Here is an 18,356-nt window from a genome sequence, read left to right as displayed (position 1 = left end):
GCCCGTATCACTACGGGCCCATTTTCATGTCAGCATCCAGCAAGACCGCGCCGAAGCTCATCTTCCGCCTCCAGTTCGACCAGGACAACCGGATCGGGCGGGGGAAGATCCAGCTTCTCTCGCATATCAAGGAAACCGGCTCGATCTCGGCGGGCGGCCGGGCGATGGACATGTCCTATCGGCGGGCCTGGCTGCTGGTCGACGAGATGAACCGGCTGTTCAAGCAGCCCGTCGTGGAATCACAGCGCGGCGGCAAGCAGGGCGGTGGGGCCGTCGTAACGCCATTCGGCGAAGCCCTGATCGCGCATTACCAGGCAATGGAAGACAAGGCCCGCGCGGCGCTCTCCAACGATATCGGCTGGATCGTCGCGAATCTGGCGGACTGACTCTATTCCAGCGCCACCGTCTTGATGACCGCATGAACCGGCAGGCCCGGCGCAAGGCCGAGGCGTTCGACCGATAGAGCCGTGATGCGGGCGTGGACATGGTCGCCGCCGCAGGCGATGCGCAGGTTCGCCATGCCCTCCCCGTCCGGCTCCACCGCCTCCACCAAGCCTTCGAGAATGTTGAGCGCGCTGATGCCTTCGGGGCGCACCGTCGCCACCAGCACGTCGCGGGCGGGAATGCGCAGGCGCACCGCCTCCCCCGGCGAGACGGCAGCGCCCGGCACGAGGACGGCCGTGCCGCCATCCAGGCGAATGGTGGCAAGGCCATGGGCGGCGTCACGCGCTTCCACCCGACCCGAGAGCACGCTGCCCGCCTCGCGGCGGTCGATGGCGGAAGAGAGGCGAGCCCCGCCAAGCACGTCCGACGCGGGGCCGGCGGCGGCAATACGGCCATCGGCCATCAGCACCACCTTGTCGGCAAGGCGCGCCACCTCGGCGACGGAATGGCTGACATAGACGATGGGAATGCCGACCTCGTCGCGCAGGCGCTCCAGATAGGGCAGGATTTCCGCCTTGCGCTCCTCGTCGAGCGCGGCGAGCGGTTCGTCCATCAGCAGCAGGCGCGGGGAAGCGAGCAGCGCGCGCCCAATGGCGACACGCTGCTTCTCCCCCCCGGAAAGATTGGCCGGCTGGCGGTCGAGCAGGTCGGAGATGCCGAGGAGGTCGATGATCCGGTCGGGATTTTCCGCGCGTGCGCCCTTCGGGGAGAACCAGCGGCCGTAATTGAGGTTCTGGCGGACCGTCAGGTGCGGGAAGAGCCTGGCTTCCTGGAAGACATAGCCGAAGCGGCGGCGGTGGGGCGGCAGGAAGACGCGGCGGGCCGTATCGGCCAGCACGTCACCATCCAGCACGACGCGGCCCTCCGTCGGGCGCGTCAGGCCGGCGATGATGCGGATGAGCGAGGTCTTGCCCGAGCCGGAGCGGCCGAACAGCGCCGTCACCCCTCCCTCGGAGGTGAAGGCGGCTTCCAGCGAGAAATTGCCGAGCCGGTGTTTTGCTTCGACGACGAGGCTCATTCGAGATGCACCTTGCGGCCGAGACGCTGGGCGAGGATTTCCGAGGCGATCAGCGCCGCCATGGAGATGACGATGGCGACGAGGGTGAGGCGCATGGCCCCGGCATCGCCACCCGGCACCTGGGTGAAGGTATAGATGGCGGCGGACAGCGTCTGCGTTTCGCCGGGAATATTGGAGACGAAGGTGATCGTCGCGCCGAATTCGCCCATGGCCTTTGCGAAGGCGAGGATCATGCCGGCGAGAACGCCGGGAACGATGAGCGGCAGGGTGACGGTGAGGAAGACCCAGAGCGGGCTTGCGCCGAGCGTGCCGGCGGCCTCCTCCAGCTTGCGGTCCACCGCCTCGATGGACAGGCGAATGGAGCGCACCATCAGCGGAAAACCCATGACGCCGCAGGCGAGCGCCGCGCCGGTCCAGCGGAAGGAAAGCACGATGCCGAACCATTCGTCGAGCAGCGCGCCGACGGGACCGCGCCGGCCGAAAAGGATGAGCAGCAGGAAACCGGTGACGACCGGCGGGAGGATGAGCGGCAGATGGACGAGGCCGTTCAGCAGCGACTTGCCCCAGAAGCGGCCGCGCGCCAGCGCCAGCGCCACGAGGATGCCGAGCGGCAGGCTGAAGAGGACGGCAACGGAGGCCACCCGAAGGCTGAGCCGGATCGCCGTCCATTCCTCATCGCTCAAGGCAAGCCAGTCCACGCCGTCTCCTTATTTTGCCGCTATCCGGGTGGGACGCCCCTCATCCGGCCTGCCGGCCACCTTCTCCCCGCAAGCGGGGCGAAGGGATATGCCGCACTGGTTTCCCAAACGTCCACCCTTGTGTCGGGCAAGTCCCCTCTCCCCGCTTGCGGGGAGAGGGCTAGGGTGAGGGGCAACCTCGCAGGGGGCATTTCCGACCACCAGAAACGATAGGCCGGCAATATCATCCCAGCCTGTCGCGAGGCTCTTCCCTTACTTCAGGATGGTGAAGCCCTGTTCGGTGAAGAAAGGCGCGGCCTTGTCGGACTTCAGGAAGTCGAGATAGGCGGCAGAAACTGCGCTCTTGGATTCCGACAGGATCGCGACCGGATAGATGATCGGCGGGTGGCTGTCTTCCGGGAAGGTTCCGACGACGGCGACACCCGGATCGGCGGCGGCGTCCGTCTGGTAGACAATGCCGTAGGGCGCTTCTCCGCGCGAAACGAGAGCGAGCGCCGCGCGCACGCTTTCCGCACCGGCGACCTTGCCTTCCACGGAGGACCAGACGCCGAGCTTTTCGAGCGCGGCCTTGCCGTATTTGCCGGCCGGCACGCTATCCACTGCGCCCATGGCGAGCTTGCCGTCACCGACGAGACCGGCGAGATCGAAGCCTTCCTTGATCTCGACCGTCGAAGCCTTGTCCTTCGGCGCGACGAGAACGATGCGGTTGCCGAGGAGGTTCGAGCGGGTGTCGTCCTTGATCAGCTTCTTCTCGGCGACGTAATCCATCCAGGCAAGGTCGGCCGAGATGAAGAGATCGGCGGGTGCGGCCGCCTCGATCTGCTTGGCGAGCGCCGAGCTTGCGGCATAGGAGACCGCCGTCTCGTTGCCGGTTTCCTTCTGCCAGGCGGCATTCGCTGCATCGAGCGCGTTCTTGAGGCTGGCGGCGGCAAAGACGGTGACCTTCTCCGCGGCTGCGACCGGCAGGGCGAGCGGCAGGGCCGCGAACGCGGCGACGACGAGTTTCAGAAGCAGGCGACGGTTCATGGCGTTTCTCCCTTTTCCTGCCTTGCCGGCAGCGTGATATCCATTTGAATATAGCGGCGCATACGCCTTTGCCAGCGCTATATTTTCAAAAACACAATGAAACTGCCTAAGCGGATCGGCCGGTTTTGGTATCGTCGAGCGGGAAGAGAGGTCCAGAAATGGAAAAGCCTGCCGCGGGAGGAGGTGCGGCAGGCTTTCCGATAGAACCGAATGGCGACTGGGAGGAGGAGTGCCGCCATTCCAGCAGTCGGCCCTGGGAGGAGGAGTGGGCCTTCTGCATCCATCGAAGCTTCGTGGGAGGAGGTACGTTGCTTCGATAAATATGACTATATCCGATTCCTGATTATTCGATAGGCATCGTTTTGCAAGGCAGCTATGCGTTATGCGCGTGGCGTATATCTCAATTCCGTTGAATTAAGGCAGATACGGACGATTCGTTCGCACATGCAAAAACGCCCGCCGGAGGGCGGGCGTCTTCGAATTCTGCCGTTTCCGGCGCGTCGGTCAGAAGCCGACGGCGGCGCGGGCGACGGACTTGATTTCCGAGCGCTCGATACCGAGGTCGCGCAGTTCACGCGCGCTCATGCGGTCGAGTTCGTTGACGGTCTGACGGTACTTGCGCCAATTGTTGAAGGAACGTGCCATGTTCATGATGATCCCCTTTCCTAGGGCTCTCTGTTCGGCACCGGTCCGTGGCGCCGCGTCTTTCGATGGCTTCCTTATAGGCTTATGCTGCAATGCAGTACAGCGCCAAGCGAGCACGCCACCCATGCGATTGGCGCATGGGTCCGGTAAGCTCCCGTTAACAAACGCCTCAGGCAGCCCGCACCGCCTGCTCCTCCCGCAGGAAGACGGAGAGGCGTTTCAGTCCCTCGCGCAGGATCGCCTCGCCATTCGCATAGCCGATGCGCAGATAGCCTTCCATGTCCATGGCGCTGCCCGGCGTCAGCATGACGCCGGTGCGCTCCAGCAGCCGCGTACAGAAGGCTTCGGAGGTGAGCGGCAGGTCGTACTTCAGCAGCGCGGTCGTGCCGGACCTGGGCTGCACCCAGGAGACCAGCGGCTCGCCCTCCACCCATTCGGCGAGGACGGCAAGGTTGCGGCGGGTGATCGCGTGGCTGCGCGCGAGGATCCTGTCGCGGTTCTCCAGCGCGATGGCGGCAAAGTGGTCGTCCAGCATGCCGACGCTGATCGTGTTGTAATCGCGGTGGATGGAGACGGCGCGCAGCAGCGCCTTCGGCCCGGCGATCCAGCCGAGGCGCAGGCCGGCAAGCGACCAGGTCTTGGACATGCTGCCGGTGCTGATGCCCTTTTCATAGAGGTCGGCAATGGAGGCCGTCATGCCGTCGCCCTGCTGGTCCGTGCCGCGATAGACCTCATCGCAGAGGACCCACGCGCCGCAGCCCCTTGCGATCTCCACGACCTTCGAGAGGAAGTCCCGGTCCATCAGCGAGCCGGTCGGGTTGTTTGGATTATTGAGGCAGATGAGTCTGGTGCCCGGCGTCGCGAGACGGCGCAGCTCCTCGAGGTCCGGCAGGAAGCCGTGCTCCTCCGTCAGTTTCAATATGCGAACATCCGCACCAAAACTTTCCGGTATGGAATAGTGCTGCTGGTAGGTGGGAAGGACCGAGATAACCCTGTCGCCCGGCTCCACCAGCGTCTCGTGCACCAGCGCATTGGCGCCGATCGCGCCGTGGGTGACGACGACATTCTCCGCCGCCTGCCGTTCGTAAAGGCCGGCGATCAGGCCGCGCAGCCGGTCGCTGCCCTCGATGGCGCCATAGGTAAGCTTCATCGGCAGCAGTTCGGCGAGGATATCCTCGCGCTTGCCGGCCATGTCGAGAAGCTCGGCGACCGTCAGCGATTCCACGCAGGTTTCCGCAAGGTTCAGCTCGCACTCGTTCTCGTAGCGGTTCATCCATATCTCGACGCCGAAATCGCGTATCTTCATGACTGGCTCCTTTCGCGCTAGAAGACGGGATGCGGCGTGGCCGCATCGCGATAACAAAACGGTATGAGCAATATATTGCACAGTCAAGAACGCGGCGACGTGCTCGCCCATGTCTCCGGCAACCTGCGGCGCTTCCGGCTGGCCGCCGGCCTCAGCCAAGTGGCACTGGCGGAGGCTTCCGGAATCAGCCGGCGCATGATCGTGGCGCTGGAAGGAGGCGATGCGAATATCAGCCTGTCGAGCCTCGACAAGCTGGCGGCCGCCATGGGCGTCGGCTTCGTCGATCTGGTGCGCGACCCGGCCCGCACGCCTTCGGCGGAGATCAACGAGGTGACGTGGCGCGGAGCAGGCCCCGAGAGCGCCGCCGTTCTGCTCGGCTCGGCCCCGGCGGCGACGGAGGCGCAGATGTGGCTCTGGTCGCTCGGCCCCGGCGAACGCTACGAGGCCGAGCCGGATCCCGCCGGCTGGCACGAGATGGTCTTCGTGACCGAGGGCACGCTGCGGCTGGAGCTTTCCGGCATCGCGAAGGATTATCCGGCCGGCGACTTTGCCGTCTACGCCACCGATCGGGCCTATGCCTATGCCAATCCCGGTGAGGCAACGGTTCGCTTCGTGCGCAACGTGATCGCCTGAACCGGCCGCCTGTCGCCGCGAAAGGCGTTGCGCGCGCCGCGCGATCCGCTAGGGTCGCGCCACCGGCTGAGGGCGCCGCTTCCGGGGACTGTCGGAACTGGTCGCGGACGAGTCGCAGACAGGCTGCACTGACACCGGCCGAGGCCCTAAAATCGGGCGTAATTTCTCATCGGGGTCTATGAGCATGGCAGAGTTTCCGCAAAAGGCGAAGGTCGTCATCATCGGTTTGGGTGGCATTGTGGGCGCGTCCATCGCCCACCATCTCATCGAGCGCGGCTGGGACGATATCGTGGGCATCGACAAGTCGGGCATCCCGACCGATATCGGTTCGACGGCGCATGCCTCGGACTTCTGCTACACGACCAGCCACGACTATCTCTCGGTCTGGACGACCCAGTATTCCATCGATTTCTACGAGAAGATGGGCCACTACGCCCGCATCGGCGGCCTCGAAGTCGCCCGTACCGGCGACGATAGCTGGATGGAAGAGATCAAGCGCAAGCTTTCCTCCGCCCGCGCCTTCGGCACCCGCGCACACTATGTCTCACCGTCCGAAATCAAGCAGATGTTCCCGCTGATCGAGGAAGACCAGGTCATGGGCGGCCTGTTCGATCCGGACGCCGGCCTCGTCGTGCCGCGCTCGCAGACCGTCGCGGGCAAGCTGGTCGACGCGGCCGAGAAATCCGGCAAGCTGCAGGTCTATGGCAATACGCCGGCGACCGCGCTCATCGTCGAGAAGGGCCGCATCAAGGGTGTCGTCACCCATCGCGGCACGATCATGGCCGACCATGTCATCGTCTGCGCCGGCATCTGGGGCCGCCTGATCGCCGAGATGGTCGGCGAGGACCTGCCCGTCATGCCGGTCGACCATCCGCTCACCTTCTTCGGCCCGTACAACGAATTCGAAGGCACCGGCAAGGAGATCGGCTTCCCGCTGCTGCGCGACCAGGGCAACTCCGCCTATATGCGTGACACAGGCGACCCGAAGACCACCGAGGGCGGCCAGATCGAGTGGGGCTATTACGAGCAGACCAATCCGCGTCTCTGCCACCCGCGCGATATCCTCGAAAAGCACGAGGCGCGCCTTTCGCCCTCGCAGCGCGACCTCGACATGGAGCAGATCCTCGAGCCGCTCGAAAAGGCCATGGAACTGACGCCGATCCTCGGCGAACTCGGCTATAACGAGGGCCATTCCTTCAACGGCCTCCTGCAGGTTTCCGCAGCCGGCGGCCCTTCCTGCGGCGAGAGCCAGAAGGTCCGCGGACTGTGGTACTGCGTCGCCATCTGGGTCAAGGATGGCCCCGGCTACGGCAAGCTCATCGCCGACTGGATGACGGACGGCCGCACCGAGATCGACCACAACTCCATCGACTATTCCCGCTTCTATCCGCACCAGCTCGAAGAAAAGTTCATCGAGGGCCGCTGCTACGAGGCCGCCCAGAAAATCTACTTCCCGGCCGTGCACAACCGCGAACCCTATGCCTCGGGCCGCGGCGCCAAGCGCTCGCCCTTCCATGAGCGCGAGAAGGAACTCGGCGGCTACTTCATGGAACTGGGCGGCTGGGAGCGCGCGCATGGCTACAAGGCCAACGAGCACCTGCTGGAAAAGTACGGCGACCGCGTTCCGGTACGCGAGAACGAATGGGACAGCCGCCACTTCTGGCGCGTCTCCAATGCCGAGCATCTGGCGCTGAGCGAGGATTGCGGCATCATCAACCTCTCGCACTTCCACATGGTCGACATCGAGGGTCCCGACCATGTCGAACTCTTGGAATGGCTCTGCGCGGCAAAAATCGGCGGCGACGGCAATATCGGCAAGGGCATCTATACCCACTTCCTCGACGACGAGGGCATGGTGCGCGCCGACTTCACCGTCTTCCGCATGGCCGACCGCTGCCGCCTTGTGAACGGCGCCGACGCCGGCCCGCGCGACTTCCACTACATGAAGCGCGTCGCCGAGGATCGCGGCCTCGACGTTACCATCACCGACACGTCGGAGAAGTTCATCACCATCGGCATCTGGGGTCCGAACGCCCGCGAAAACCTGAAGAAGGTGGTCGCGGACCCGGCCGGCCTCGACATCGAGAACTTCCCCTTCGCCGCGATCAGGCAAATCGAGATCGCCGGCAAGAACGTGACCGCCTTCCGCATCTCCTATGTCGGCGAGCAGGGCTGGGAACTGCACATGAAATACGAGGACGGCCTTGCCGTCTGGGACGCGCTGCGCTCCACCGGCGTCATGGCTGTCGGCGTCGAGACCTATGCCAACTCGCGCCGCATGGAAAAGAGCCTGCGTCTCCAGAACGCCGACCTTCTCACCCAGTACAACCTCATCGAGGCGGACCTTGCCCGCCCGAAGGTGAAGGAAGCCGATTTCCGCGGCAAGGCGAAGCATCTGGAATACAAGGCGCGCGACCACCAGCCCGCCATGCTCTGCACGCTCGTCATGACGGAGAACACGGACAGGAACGGCGTCAAGCGCTACCCGCTCGGCAACCTGCCGGTCGTGGACCCGGCCACCGGCGAAATCCTGATCGACGATCTCGGCCGCCGCTCCTACACGACCTCCATCGCCTTCGGCCCGACCATCGGCAAGAACATCGCCCTTGCCTATCTGCCGCACGCCTATTGCCAGGAAGGCCGCAAGCTCAACATCGAATATTTCGACGAGAGCTACCCGGTCGAGGTGGTCAGCATCGGCTACAAGCCACTGTACGACCCCGAGAACCTGAAGCCGCGCACGTAAGCGGCTTTCAAGCAATCAAATGAAAGGGCGTGCCGGTATTCGGCACGCCCTTTTCCTTTCAGCGGACCATCGCCCCGTTCTCCGCCACGAGCCGGCCCGCCTTGAACACACGACGCCCCTTCGGCACCGCCACCACCGCCTCCGGCACATGCGCGGCGACAAGCGTCACGAAATCGGCCTTCGCGCCGACCGCGATGCCATAGCCTTCCAGACCAAGCGCCTTCGCCCCGGCGGCGGTGACGACGTCGAAGGCAGCGGACAGTTCGTCGTCGGTATAGAAGCCGGAACGGTAGCCGATCATCATGGCGCGGCCGAGCATGTCGCCATCACCGTAGGGCCACCAGGAATCGCGGATATTGTCGCTGCCGGCGAAGACATTGACGCCCTCCCCGCGCAGGAGCGCGACGGGCGGGAAGGCGTGGTCGCCGGGGGCGTTGGTCATGATCGAGACGCCGGCGGCGGCGATCCTGCCGCCGATGCGGCGGGCGGCGTCCGGATCGAGATTGCCGAGGCCGTAGGCGTGGCTGATCGCCACCTTGCCCTGCATACCGAGCGCCACGGTGCGCGCGCAGATCTCCTCCACGGTAAAGGCGCCGAGCGTGCCGAAATCGTGCAGGTGGATATCCACGCCGACACCGCGCCTGCCGGCAACGCCGAAGACGACGTCGAGATGGCCCTTCACATCGCGGTCGAAGCTCGCCGGGTCGAGACCGCCGACAAGGTCCGCGCCCATGGCGACGGCCTCATCCAGCAGTTCGGGCGTGCCGGGGCTTTTCAGGATGCCGCTCTGCGGGAAGGCGACGAGCTGGATGTCGATGATGCCGCGATACGCCTCGCGGACGGCCAGGATCGTCTCCAGCGACTTCAGCCCCACGGAGCCGTCGACCATGACATGGCTTCGCATCTGGAGGGAGCCGTTGGAGACGCACAGTTCAAGCTGGTTGCGGGCGCGCTCGGCCATCGGCGCGGCCCCGGCCATGTTCTCCGCCTGGAAGGCGACCCGCTCATGCACGTCGAAGCCGTTGGTGCAGGGCTTGTGCGGGATCCACGTGTCACCGTAGAAGCTCGTGTCGAGATGGATATGCCCCTCGATAAAGGCCGGCACCAGCAGCGCGCCGGCAATGTCGATCTTCGAGGCCGCATCCGATGCCGCACCGGCCGGCGCGATGGAAACGATGCGGCCGCCGGCCACGCCGATATCCCGGAGCGAACCGTCCGCCAGCTTCGCATTGGTGAAGAGAGTTTCCGTCATTCGCGCCTCCATATGCCCATGGATCGATCCACCTGCGGGCGGATCAGATTGCGCGCAATAATGTGCTAAAATCGTATACAGTCAATAGGCGGCCGCGATGGGCCGCCTTTTGGCGTCAATCGTCGTAGGGGTCGGCAAGCGCCGCCTCGGGCCGGCTGACGGGGTATTTCGTGCGCGAGATGCGCGCGGCCATGCCCTTTGCGCCCTCCTGCTTGAGCAGCGAGCGGAAGCTCGGATGCATGCCGCCGTCCGAATAGGAGAAGCTGGAAACCGGCGCGGCGCCAGCGAAGGCCGCATCGAGCTTCTTCTGCTCTGCGCCGATCTTCGCCATCAGCTCGGCATCGGTCCCGTCGACGGTGGCCGGGCACTGGGCGAGCGGATCGTCCGGCTCGCCATCCATGAACTCCTTGTTGAAGACGTAGCGGCCGCCGCAGACGGAAACCTTCGGCTGGCGCTTGGTGAAGGCGAAGGCGTCGTAACCCTCCTTCAGGGTGCGCCAGAAGGACATGTTCGGGTCGTCCTTGTGCTTGGCCATGTTCTCCGTGGTCATGCGGAACGGATAGGCCTGGACCTGGAACCGCTCCTGCCCGCCTTCCAGCGCCTTCTGCACGATGGCGTAGATCTCGCCGACGCCCTGGTCGGTCATGGCGTAGCAGCCCGAGGAGGAGCAGGCGCCGTGCACCATCAGCGCCTCGCCCGTATAGCCAAGCGCCGATTCCAGCCTGTTCGGATAGCCGAGGTTGAAGGAGACGTAATATTGCGAGTTCGGGTTCAGCATGCCGGCCGAGACATGGTAGAAGCCCTCCGGCGCCTGACGGTCGCCGCTCTTCGTCTTGGGGCCGAGCTTGCCGGACCAGCGGCACATCGGATAGGTCTTGAAGAGCGCATATCTGCCGCTCGCATCGACCTTCCAGACCTCCAGCTCGCTTTCCTGCTTGAAGATGCGCACGAGCACGGGGCTTTCCGGCCGCATCTTCTTCTTCGACATCTCGGCCTTCACCTTGCTGGAAAGCTTCGGTGTCTCGGCCAGCGAGGCGACGTCCATGGCCATGCAGCCGGCAAGCAGGCTTCCCGCGACCGCCGCGGCGGCAAGGCGCGCGAAAAGCGAAAGACGCGGGCGGGCGGGTTCAGAAGAAAGGCGATGACGAAGCGCAAACATGGGTCGTTTTCGTTTTTCCGGGTCCGTGGAGCGCCGCAGTCCCCGCGACGCATCTGAGCTTCAGAGTCCAAGCGATTGCTTAGAACTTCGTTAATCTTGTGGCCTTCATCGGCCCGGCGCGGCGTCATGCCTCGTTTCTCGCCCCGAATCCGGGACATTCGATCCAGCCCGGGCTTAAATCCTCAAGCGTCCTGCGCTTCAAGACCAGCTTTGCGGCTTTCTTTCGTCAGCGATCACGACCCGGACAAAATATCGTCAGACGCTTGCGCCGGGCCGACCCCGAAAGAAGGCTTGATTTGCGGCGACGCACGGCACATCTCTTGGGCCGGTTCATTGATGAGGCGAGGCGATGCTGACGATCGGCGATCTTTCCAGGGAAACGGGCGTCAAGGTTCCGACGATACGCTATTACGAGCAGATGGGGCTGCTTTCCCATGCCGAGCGCTCGGAAGGCAACCAGCGGCGCTACTCCCACGAGGAGCGCGATCGCCTCGCCTTCATCCGCCACGCCCGCGACCTCGGCCTCACCATCGACGCGATCCGCGAACTGATCGACCTCAGCCAGCACCCAGAACGCCCCTGCCACGACGCCGACCGCATCGCCGCCGAGCAGCTTGCCACCGTGCGGCGCAAGATCGCCCGGCTTCGCAAGCTGGAAGCCGAGCTGGAGCGCATCACCAGCCATTGCCACTCCGACCAGATCAGCGACTGCTACGTCATCCGGGCGCTCGCCAACCACGACCTCTGCGCCGACGAGCACGACTGAGCGGCTTGCGCATTTCGGTGGACTCCGGTTCTCCAGAATGCGCAACGCCGAAGCGATTCCGCTTCGGCTGCAAATGCTCTAGCGGATCGGCCGCAGCAGGCGCAGGGCGTTCATCGTGACGAGCACGGTCGCGCCGGTATCGGCGAGGATCGCCGGCCAGAGGCCGGTGATGCCGGCGACGGTCGTCACCAGGAAGACGCCCTTGAGGCCGAGCGCGATGACGATGTTCTGGACGATATTGCGCATGGTCCGCTTCGACAGGTCCGTCATCAGCGCGACGTCGCCGACGCGGCCATGCAGGATGGCGGCGTCGGCCGTTTCCAGCGCCACGTCCGTCCCGCCGCCCATGGCGATGCCGATATCGGCGGCGGCGAGCGCCGGGGCATCGTTGATGCCGTCGCCGATCTTGCCGACGACGAAGCCTTCGCGCTGGAGTTCGCCGACAATGCGCTGCTTGTCCTCCGGCATCAGCTCGGCGCGCACCTCGATGCCGAGTTCGGCGCCGACGGCCTTTGCCGTGCGGGCATTGTCGCCGGTCAGCATGATCGTCTTGATGCCGGCGTCACGCAGGGTCTTCAGGCCGCTGGCGGCATCGGCGCGCGGCTCGTCGCGCATGGCGATGGCCCCGGCGAGAACGCCGTCGACGATCAGCATGGAGACGGTCTTGCCGTCGTCGTTGAGCGCCGTGGTGACGGCCTGCACCTCATCGGCAAGCGCGACCCGCTCGGCGGCGGCCTTCGGCGAACCGAGGAAGACGTCCCTGCCCTCGACGGTGGCCGTGACACCCTTGCCGCCCAGCGCCCGGGAGCCGGTGGCAACCGGGGGAACGATGCCATCCTCCGCGGCCTTGCCGAGAATGGCGAGTGCCAGCGGATGGCTGGAGCCGGCCTCCAGCGCGGCGGCGAGGCGCAGCACCTCGGCCGCCGGCTGGGAGAAGGCGACGACGTCGGTGACCTTCGGCCTGCCCTCGGTGAGCGTGCCGGTCTTGTCGAAGGCGATGGCGGTGAGCTTGCCAACGCCCTCCAGCACCGCGCCGCCCTTCATGAGCAGGCCGCGGCGCGCGCCGGACGACAGCGCGGCGGCGATGGCGGCGGGCGTGGAGATGACGAGGGCGCAGGGGCAGCCGATCAGGAGCACGGCGAGGCCCTTGTAGATCCACGCGCTCCAGTCGCCGCCGAAGAACAGCGGCGGAATGACCGCGACGAGCGCGGCGACGACGACCACGCCGGGCGTATAGTATTTCGAGAAGCGGTCGATGAAGCGCTCGGTCGGGGCCTTCGATTCCTGCGCCTCCTCGACCAGCTTGATGACGCGGGCGATGGTGTTGTCGGCGGCGGCGGCGGTGACGCGGATGCGCAGGGCCGCATCGCCGTTGACCGTGCCGGCGAAGACCGTGTCGCCGGCCTCCTTGCGCACCGGCGTGCTTTCGCCGGTGACCGGGGCTTCATCGATGGCGCTGTCGCCCTCGACGATCGTGCCGTCGGCGGAGATGCGGTCGCCCGGGCGCACGAGGATGACGGCGCCGACGGCAAGCGATTCGGCCGGCACTTCCTTCATGCGGCCATCCCCGTCTTCCAGAAGCGCGGTCTTCGGCACGAGGGCGGAGAGCGAACGGATGCTGTCGCGCGCCTTGCCGGCCGCGACGCCCTCCAGCAGTTCACCGACGAGGAAGAGGAAGACAACGGCGGCTGCCTCTTCCGCGGCGTTGATGACGACAGCGCCGACGGCCGCGATGGTCATCAGCATCTCGATGGAAAAGGGCGTGCCGGCGAGCGCGGCCATGATGGCGCGGCGGGCGATCGGCACGAGGCCGACAGCCATGGCGACGACGAAGGCATAGGCGGCGATGGACGGGAAGAGATGGCCGACGCCATAGGCGACAACCAGCGCCGCACCGGCTAGAATGGTGAGGCGGCCCTTTTTGCCTTTCCACCATGGGCCTTCGGAGGGACCGTGGTCGTGACCGTGCAACCCTTCGACGGCGGTGGCTTTCGGCGCATGATCGTGGCCGTGGTCATGACCGGCATGATCGTGATGATCGTGATGATCGTGATCATGGCCGTGGCAGCCGGGGCCGTGCTCGTGCCTGGTGGCCGGCTTTTCCACCGCGAGCGCCGCACCCGGGGTGACGGTATAGCCGAGGCCGGAGACCTTGCGGCGGATCGCCTCCAGGTCGCTCGTCGTATCGTGCTGCACGCGCATGGTGCCGGCCGTCACGGAAACGGAAACATCCGCAACCCCGGGCATGCGGCGCACGGCCGTGTCGATCTTGCTGGCGCAGGAGGCGCAATCCATGCCCTCCACCCGGAACCGCGTCTCTTTCACATCGGACATCGCATCATCCTCTTCAGTCTGTCGCGGATGTTCTACGACCTCTAGCCACTAGAGGTGCAAGAGCCGATCCCGGAAAAATTCAGCCAAAGTACCGCATTGAATTCTGCGGCCGGCCTGTGCTAGAGAGCGCCGCATTATTGCAGGTTTCATCTGCTGGTTGGGGAGGACGCCATGTCTTGCGACGCCCTCTTCCAATCGGGGATGGGCTCGGTAGACGCCCCCCGAACGGAAGAACGCTTTACGATACGTGCCATCGCGGCACGATCTGGCCTTGACGTTACGACCGCCGCCGCCATGCGGCCGGTGAAGACACCGCGCTTGCCCGTCCTTCATTTCACCAGATACGCCGACCGGGCGAACAGCGCCAAGGCGCTGTCACATCGCCGTGTCCGCACGACAATACCGTAACAGCCGGTTCATTCCCTCGAATTCCAGCGGAGCGGGAGGCCGATGCCTCCGCGAACCGCTGTTCCATTGCGTTCCGGCACCGGCCGGCTCGCGATCCACAGCAAGAAGACAGGTCCTCCATGTCCCTCAACACGCCCTACTACCTGATCGACAAGTCGAAGCTTCTCGCCAACATGGAGAAGATCGCGCTGCTGCGCGAGATTTCCGGCGCCAAGGCGCTTTTGGCGCTGAAGTGCTTCGCCACCTGGTCGGTCTTCGATTTCATGCGGGACTACATGGACGGCACCACCTCCTCGTCGCTGAACGAGGTACGCCTCGGCCACGAGCGCTTCGGCAAGGAGACGCACGCCTATTCCGTCGCCTATGCCGATTACGAGATCGACGAGGTCATCAGCCACGCCGACAAGATCATCTTCAATTCTGTCAGCCAGCTCGACCGCTTCTCCGACAAGGCCGCCGGCATCGTCAGGGGGCTGCGTCTCAATCCCGGCATCTCCTCGTCGAGCTTCGACCTCGCCGATCCCGCCCGTCCCTTCTCGCGCCTCGGCGAATGGGATGTGAAAAAGGTCGAGCCGGTCATGGACCGCGTTTCTGGCTTCATGATCCACAACAACTGCGAGAACGGCGATTTCGACCTCTTCGACCGCATGCTCGGCACCATCGAGGAAAAGTTCGCGCCGCTCCTGAAGAAGGCGGAATGGGTGAGCCTCGGCGGCGGCATCCACTTCACCGGCGCGGATTATCCGCTGGAAAAGTTCGCCGAGCGGCTGAAACGCTTTGCCGGCGAATACGGCGTGCAGATCTATCTGGAGCCGGGCGAAGCCTCGATCACCAAGTCCACGTCCTTGGAAGTGACCGTGCTCGACACGCTCAACAACGGCAAGGACCTCGCCATCGTGGATAGTTCCATCGAGGCGCACATGCTGGACCTCCTGATCTACCGCGAGAGCGCCAAGCTTTCCCCGAACACCGGGCCGCACCGCTACATGGTGTGCGGCAAGTCCTGCCTTGCCGGTGACATCTTCGGCGAGTTCAACTTCGAGCAGGAACTGAAGGTCGGCGACCGCATTTCGGTCCAGGACGCCGCCGGCTACACCATGGTCAAGAAGAACTGGTTCAACGGCGTGAAAATGCCGGCGATCGCCATCCGTGAACTCGATGGCAGCATCCGCACCGTCCGCGAATTCGACTACGCGGACTACGAAGCAAGCCTTTCCTAATCCCCCTCATCAACCCCAGAAGGAGCTATTCCGGGACATGAAGAAGAACGTGCTCATCATCGGCGCCGGCGGCGTTGCACAGGTCGTTGCGCATAAGTGCGCCCAGAACAACGACGTGCTCGGCGACATCCACATCGCTTCGCGCACCAAGGCGAAGTGCGACAAGATCATCGCGTCCGTTCATGAGAAGAAGGCGATGAAGCAGCCGGGCGTACTCGAAGGCCATGCCCTCGACGCGCTCGACATCGAGGCCACGAAGGCGCTCATCACGTCGACGAAATCCGAGATCGTCATCAATGTCGGCACCGCCTTCCTCAACATGTCGGTGCTGCGCGCCTGCATGGATACGGGCGTCGCCTATATCGACACGGCGATCCACGAAGAACCGGGCAAGATCTGCGAGACCCCGCCGTGGTACGGTAACTACGAGTGGAAGCGCGCCGCCGAATGCGCGGAGAAGGGCATCACAGCCATTCTCGGCGCCGGCTTCGACCCGGGCGTCGTCAACGCCTATGCCAAGCTCGCCAAGGACGAATATCTCGACAAGGTGACGGATGTCGACATCGTCGACATCAATGCCGGCAGCCACGGCAAATACTTCGCCACGAACTTCGACCCGGAAATCAACTTCCGCGAATTCACCGGCGTCGTCTATTCCTGGCAGAACGGTCAGTGGCAGACCAACAAGATGTTCGAGATCGGCAAGGACTACGACCTGCCGGTCGTCGGCACGCGCCGCGCCTATCTGTGCGGCCATGACGAGGTGCATTCGCTCGCCAAGAACATGGACGGCGCGAATGTGCGCTTCTGGATGGGCTTCGGCGATCACTACATCAACGTCTTCACCGTGCTGAAGAACCTCGGCCTGCTCTCCGAGCAGCCGGTCAAGACGGCCGAAGGCCAGGAAGTCGTGCCGCTCAAGGTCGTCAAGGCCGTGCTGCCGGATCCGGCATCGCTCGCCCCCGGCTACGAGGGCAAGACCTGCATCGGCGACTACGTGAAGGGCCTGAAGGACGGCAAGGAAAAGACCGTCTTCATCTACAACGTGGCCGACCACAAGGAAGCCTATGAGGAAGTCGGCTCGCAGGGCATCTCCTACACCGCCGGCGTCCCGCCGGTCGCCGCCGCGATGCTCGTCGCAACGGGCGAATGGGATGTGAAGAAGATGGCAAACGTGGAAGAACTGCCGCCGAAGCCCTTCATCAACCTCCTGAACCGGATCGGCCTGCCGACCCGCATCCAGGACGAGGACGGCGACCGCGCCGTCAGCTTCTAATACCGAAACCGCCGGCCGCGCCCCGCGCGCGGCCGGTTGCCAATCGAATGCAAGGGACATCGCCGTGACGCCTTTCCAGAACAGCCACTACCTCATCGCCGACGTCAGGCTGGAGGAGGGCTTCGAGAAGGACGGCGACGTCATCGTCGCCACCCGCACGGCGCTCCATACGCTGGAAATCCGGGACGGCCGGATCGCCGCGCTGCATGCCGCGAGCGCTGCCCTTCCGACCGGCCTGCCCACGTACCGGGCGAACGGCCAGCTCGCGCTGCCTACCATGCGCGACATGCACATCCACCTCGACAAGACCTTCTACGGCGGCCCCTGGCAGGCCCCGCGTCCGCGCAAGGGAAAGACGATCATGGACATGATCGCGCTGGAGGAGAAGCTTCTGCCGCAGCTCCTGCCGACCTCCGTCGCGCGCGCCGAGGGCCTGATCGCCCTCCTGCAATCCAAGGGCAGCACCGTCGCGCGCAGCCATTGCAACATCGATCCTGTCAGCGGCCTGAAAAGCCTGGAACACCTGAAGCGCGCGCTGGAAAAGCATGACGCCGACTTCACCTGCGAGATCGTCGCCTTCCCGCAGCACGGCCTGCTGCACTCCAGGGTCGACGGGCTGATGCGCGAGGCAATGACGATGGGCGTCGACTTCGTCGGCGGTCTCGACCCGACCAATATCGATGGCGCGATGGAAAAATCGCTCGACGCCATGTTCCAGATCGCGCTCGACACCGGCAAGGGCGTCGATATCCACCTGCACGAGGGCAATCCGGCGGGTATCGCCGCCATCGACTACATGCTCGACACGGTGGAAAAGACGCCCGCCCTGAAGAACAGGCTGACGATCAGCCATGCCTTCGCGCTGGCGGACCTTGGGCCGGAGCAGCTTGCGCAGACCGCCGCGCGCCTTGCCGAAAACGGCGTCGCCATCGCCTCGACCGTTCCGATCGGCAGGCTGGTCATGCCGCTGGCGCAGCTTTGCGAGGCGGGCGTTGCCGTCATGACCGGCACGGACAGCGTTATCGACCACTGGTCGCCCTTCGGCAGCGGCGACATGCTGGAAAAGGCCAATCTCTACGCCCAGCTTTACCGCGGCTCGGACGAATACAGCCTCTCCCGTTCGCTGGCCATCGCCACCGGCGGCGTTCTACCGCTCGATGACACGGGCAACCGCGCCTGGCCGAAGCACGGCGACGAAGCCGGCTTCTCGCTTGCCCCGGCAAGCTGTACCGCCGAAGCCGTCGCCCGCCTGCCGGCCCGCACCGCCACCTTCCACAAGGGCCGCCTCGTTTCCGGCAGCGTGGAGAAGGCGACGCCCTAAGAATGGCCGAGGACGGGCGCAAACCTTTCCTTCGTCATGCTCGGGCCTGTCCCGAGCATCTGCAACGTCTCATTTTCCGATATGTCGGCAGATCCTCGGGACAA

The 18,356-nt window shown here is 64.9% G+C and carries 15 protein-coding genes; 7 read left to right on the top strand and 8 right to left on the bottom strand.

The genetic code is table 11. The features are described 5' to 3' along the window. Positions 1-26 precede the first annotated feature (26 nt). Positions 27-386, top strand: coding sequence for a winged helix-turn-helix domain-containing protein (locus MOE34_RS02900; protein ID WP_242220826.1), 360 nt, complete (start codon positions 27-29; stop codon positions 384-386). A 2-nt stretch (positions 387-388) separates the two neighbouring features. On the opposite strand, the gene modC is transcribed toward MOE34_RS02900, so the two are convergent. The 5 genes from modC to MOE34_RS02875 form a co-directional block, all read right to left on the bottom strand. After that, positions 389-1,462 carry a molybdenum ABC transporter ATP-binding protein gene (gene modC, locus MOE34_RS02895; protein WP_242220824.1) on the bottom strand — a complete coding sequence of 358 codons (1,074 nt, stop codon included), beginning with the start codon at positions 1,460-1,462 and terminating at the stop codon, positions 389-391. Continuing rightward, on the bottom strand, positions 1,459-2,160 hold the full coding sequence (gene modB, locus MOE34_RS02890; RefSeq protein ID WP_242220823.1) for a molybdate ABC transporter permease subunit: 702 nt from the start codon (positions 2,158-2,160) through the stop codon (positions 1,459-1,461). The genes modC and modB overlap by 4 nt, the downstream gene beginning before the upstream one ends. A 252-nt stretch (positions 2,161-2,412) precedes the next feature. Beyond that, on the bottom strand, positions 2,413-3,186 hold the full coding sequence (modA, locus tag MOE34_RS02885; protein WP_242220821.1) for a molybdate ABC transporter substrate-binding protein: 774 nt from the start codon (positions 3,184-3,186) through the stop codon (positions 2,413-2,415). Positions 3,187-3,690: 504 nt separating this feature from the next. Beyond that, on the bottom strand, positions 3,691-3,837 hold the full coding sequence (locus MOE34_RS02880; protein ID WP_242220819.1) for a DUF1127 domain-containing protein: 147 nt from the start codon (positions 3,835-3,837) through the stop codon (positions 3,691-3,693). A 163-nt stretch (positions 3,838-4,000) separates the two neighbouring features. Beyond that, the gene (locus MOE34_RS02875) at positions 4,001-5,137 is read right to left on the bottom strand and encodes an aminotransferase (RefSeq protein ID WP_242220817.1); all 1,137 of its coding nucleotides are present in this window, start codon (positions 5,135-5,137) and stop codon (positions 4,001-4,003) included. A 75-nt stretch (positions 5,138-5,212) separates the two neighbouring features. Between MOE34_RS02875 and MOE34_RS02870 the strand changes: the two genes are divergently transcribed. Together MOE34_RS02870 and MOE34_RS02865 are read left to right on the top strand one after the other, a co-directional pair. Next, positions 5,213-5,770, top strand: a complete 558-nt coding sequence (locus MOE34_RS02870; protein WP_242220816.1) for a helix-turn-helix domain-containing protein — start codon at positions 5,213-5,215, stop codon at positions 5,768-5,770. A gap of 184 nt (positions 5,771-5,954) precedes the next feature. Beyond that, positions 5,955-8,516 (top strand): GcvT family protein, encoded by a 2,562-nt coding sequence (locus tag MOE34_RS02865; protein ID WP_242220815.1) that lies wholly within the window; start codon positions 5,955-5,957, stop codon positions 8,514-8,516. A gap of 58 nt (positions 8,517-8,574) precedes the next feature. Here MOE34_RS02865 and MOE34_RS02860 read toward each other — a convergent pair whose 3' ends face one another. Together MOE34_RS02860 and MOE34_RS02855 are read right to left on the bottom strand one after the other, a co-directional pair. After that, positions 8,575-9,768 carry an amidohydrolase family protein gene (locus MOE34_RS02860; RefSeq protein ID WP_242220813.1) on the bottom strand — a complete coding sequence of 398 codons (1,194 nt, stop codon included), beginning with the start codon at positions 9,766-9,768 and terminating at the stop codon, positions 8,575-8,577. A 115-nt stretch (positions 9,769-9,883) separates the two neighbouring features. After that, a complete protein-coding gene (locus MOE34_RS02855) occupies positions 9,884-10,927 on the bottom strand; it encodes a hypothetical protein (RefSeq protein WP_431522406.1) in 1,044 nt (347 codons plus the stop codon). A 349-nt stretch (positions 10,928-11,276) separates the two neighbouring features. On the opposite strand from MOE34_RS02855, the gene MOE34_RS02850 reads away from it, so the two are divergent. Next, the gene (locus MOE34_RS02850; RefSeq protein WP_242220811.1) at positions 11,277-11,693 is read left to right on the top strand and encodes a MerR family transcriptional regulator; all 417 of its coding nucleotides are present in this window, start codon (positions 11,277-11,279) and stop codon (positions 11,691-11,693) included. Positions 11,694-11,771: 78 nt separating this feature from the next. Here the strand turns inward: MOE34_RS02850 and MOE34_RS02845 are convergent, their stop codons facing one another. Continuing rightward, complete coding sequence (locus tag MOE34_RS02845) at positions 11,772-14,027, bottom strand: heavy metal translocating P-type ATPase (protein WP_242220810.1); 2,256 nt, start codon at positions 14,025-14,027, stop codon at positions 11,772-11,774. 527 nt (positions 14,028-14,554) lie between these two features. Here MOE34_RS02845 and MOE34_RS02840 point away from each other — a divergent pair. From MOE34_RS02840 to MOE34_RS02830, 3 genes are all read left to right on the top strand, one after another. Then, positions 14,555-15,655 carry a carboxynorspermidine decarboxylase gene (locus tag MOE34_RS02840; protein WP_242220808.1) on the top strand — a complete coding sequence of 367 codons (1,101 nt, stop codon included), beginning with the start codon at positions 14,555-14,557 and terminating at the stop codon, positions 15,653-15,655. Between the two features lie 37 nt (positions 15,656-15,692). Further along, positions 15,693-16,931 (top strand): saccharopine dehydrogenase family protein, encoded by a 1,239-nt coding sequence (locus MOE34_RS02835; protein WP_242220806.1) that lies wholly within the window; start codon positions 15,693-15,695, stop codon positions 16,929-16,931. Between the two features lie 64 nt (positions 16,932-16,995). Further along, the gene (locus tag MOE34_RS02830; RefSeq protein ID WP_242220804.1) at positions 16,996-18,252 is read left to right on the top strand and encodes an amidohydrolase family protein; all 1,257 of its coding nucleotides are present in this window, start codon (positions 16,996-16,998) and stop codon (positions 18,250-18,252) included. Positions 18,253-18,356: the final 104 nt, after the last annotated feature.

The organism is Shinella zoogloeoides (assembly GCF_022682305.1).
Classification (GTDB): Bacteria; Pseudomonadota; Alphaproteobacteria; order Rhizobiales; family Rhizobiaceae; genus Shinella; species Shinella zoogloeoides_B.
Note: the sequence above shows the minus strand (reverse complement) of the source record. Positions and strands in the feature narration are given on the sequence as shown.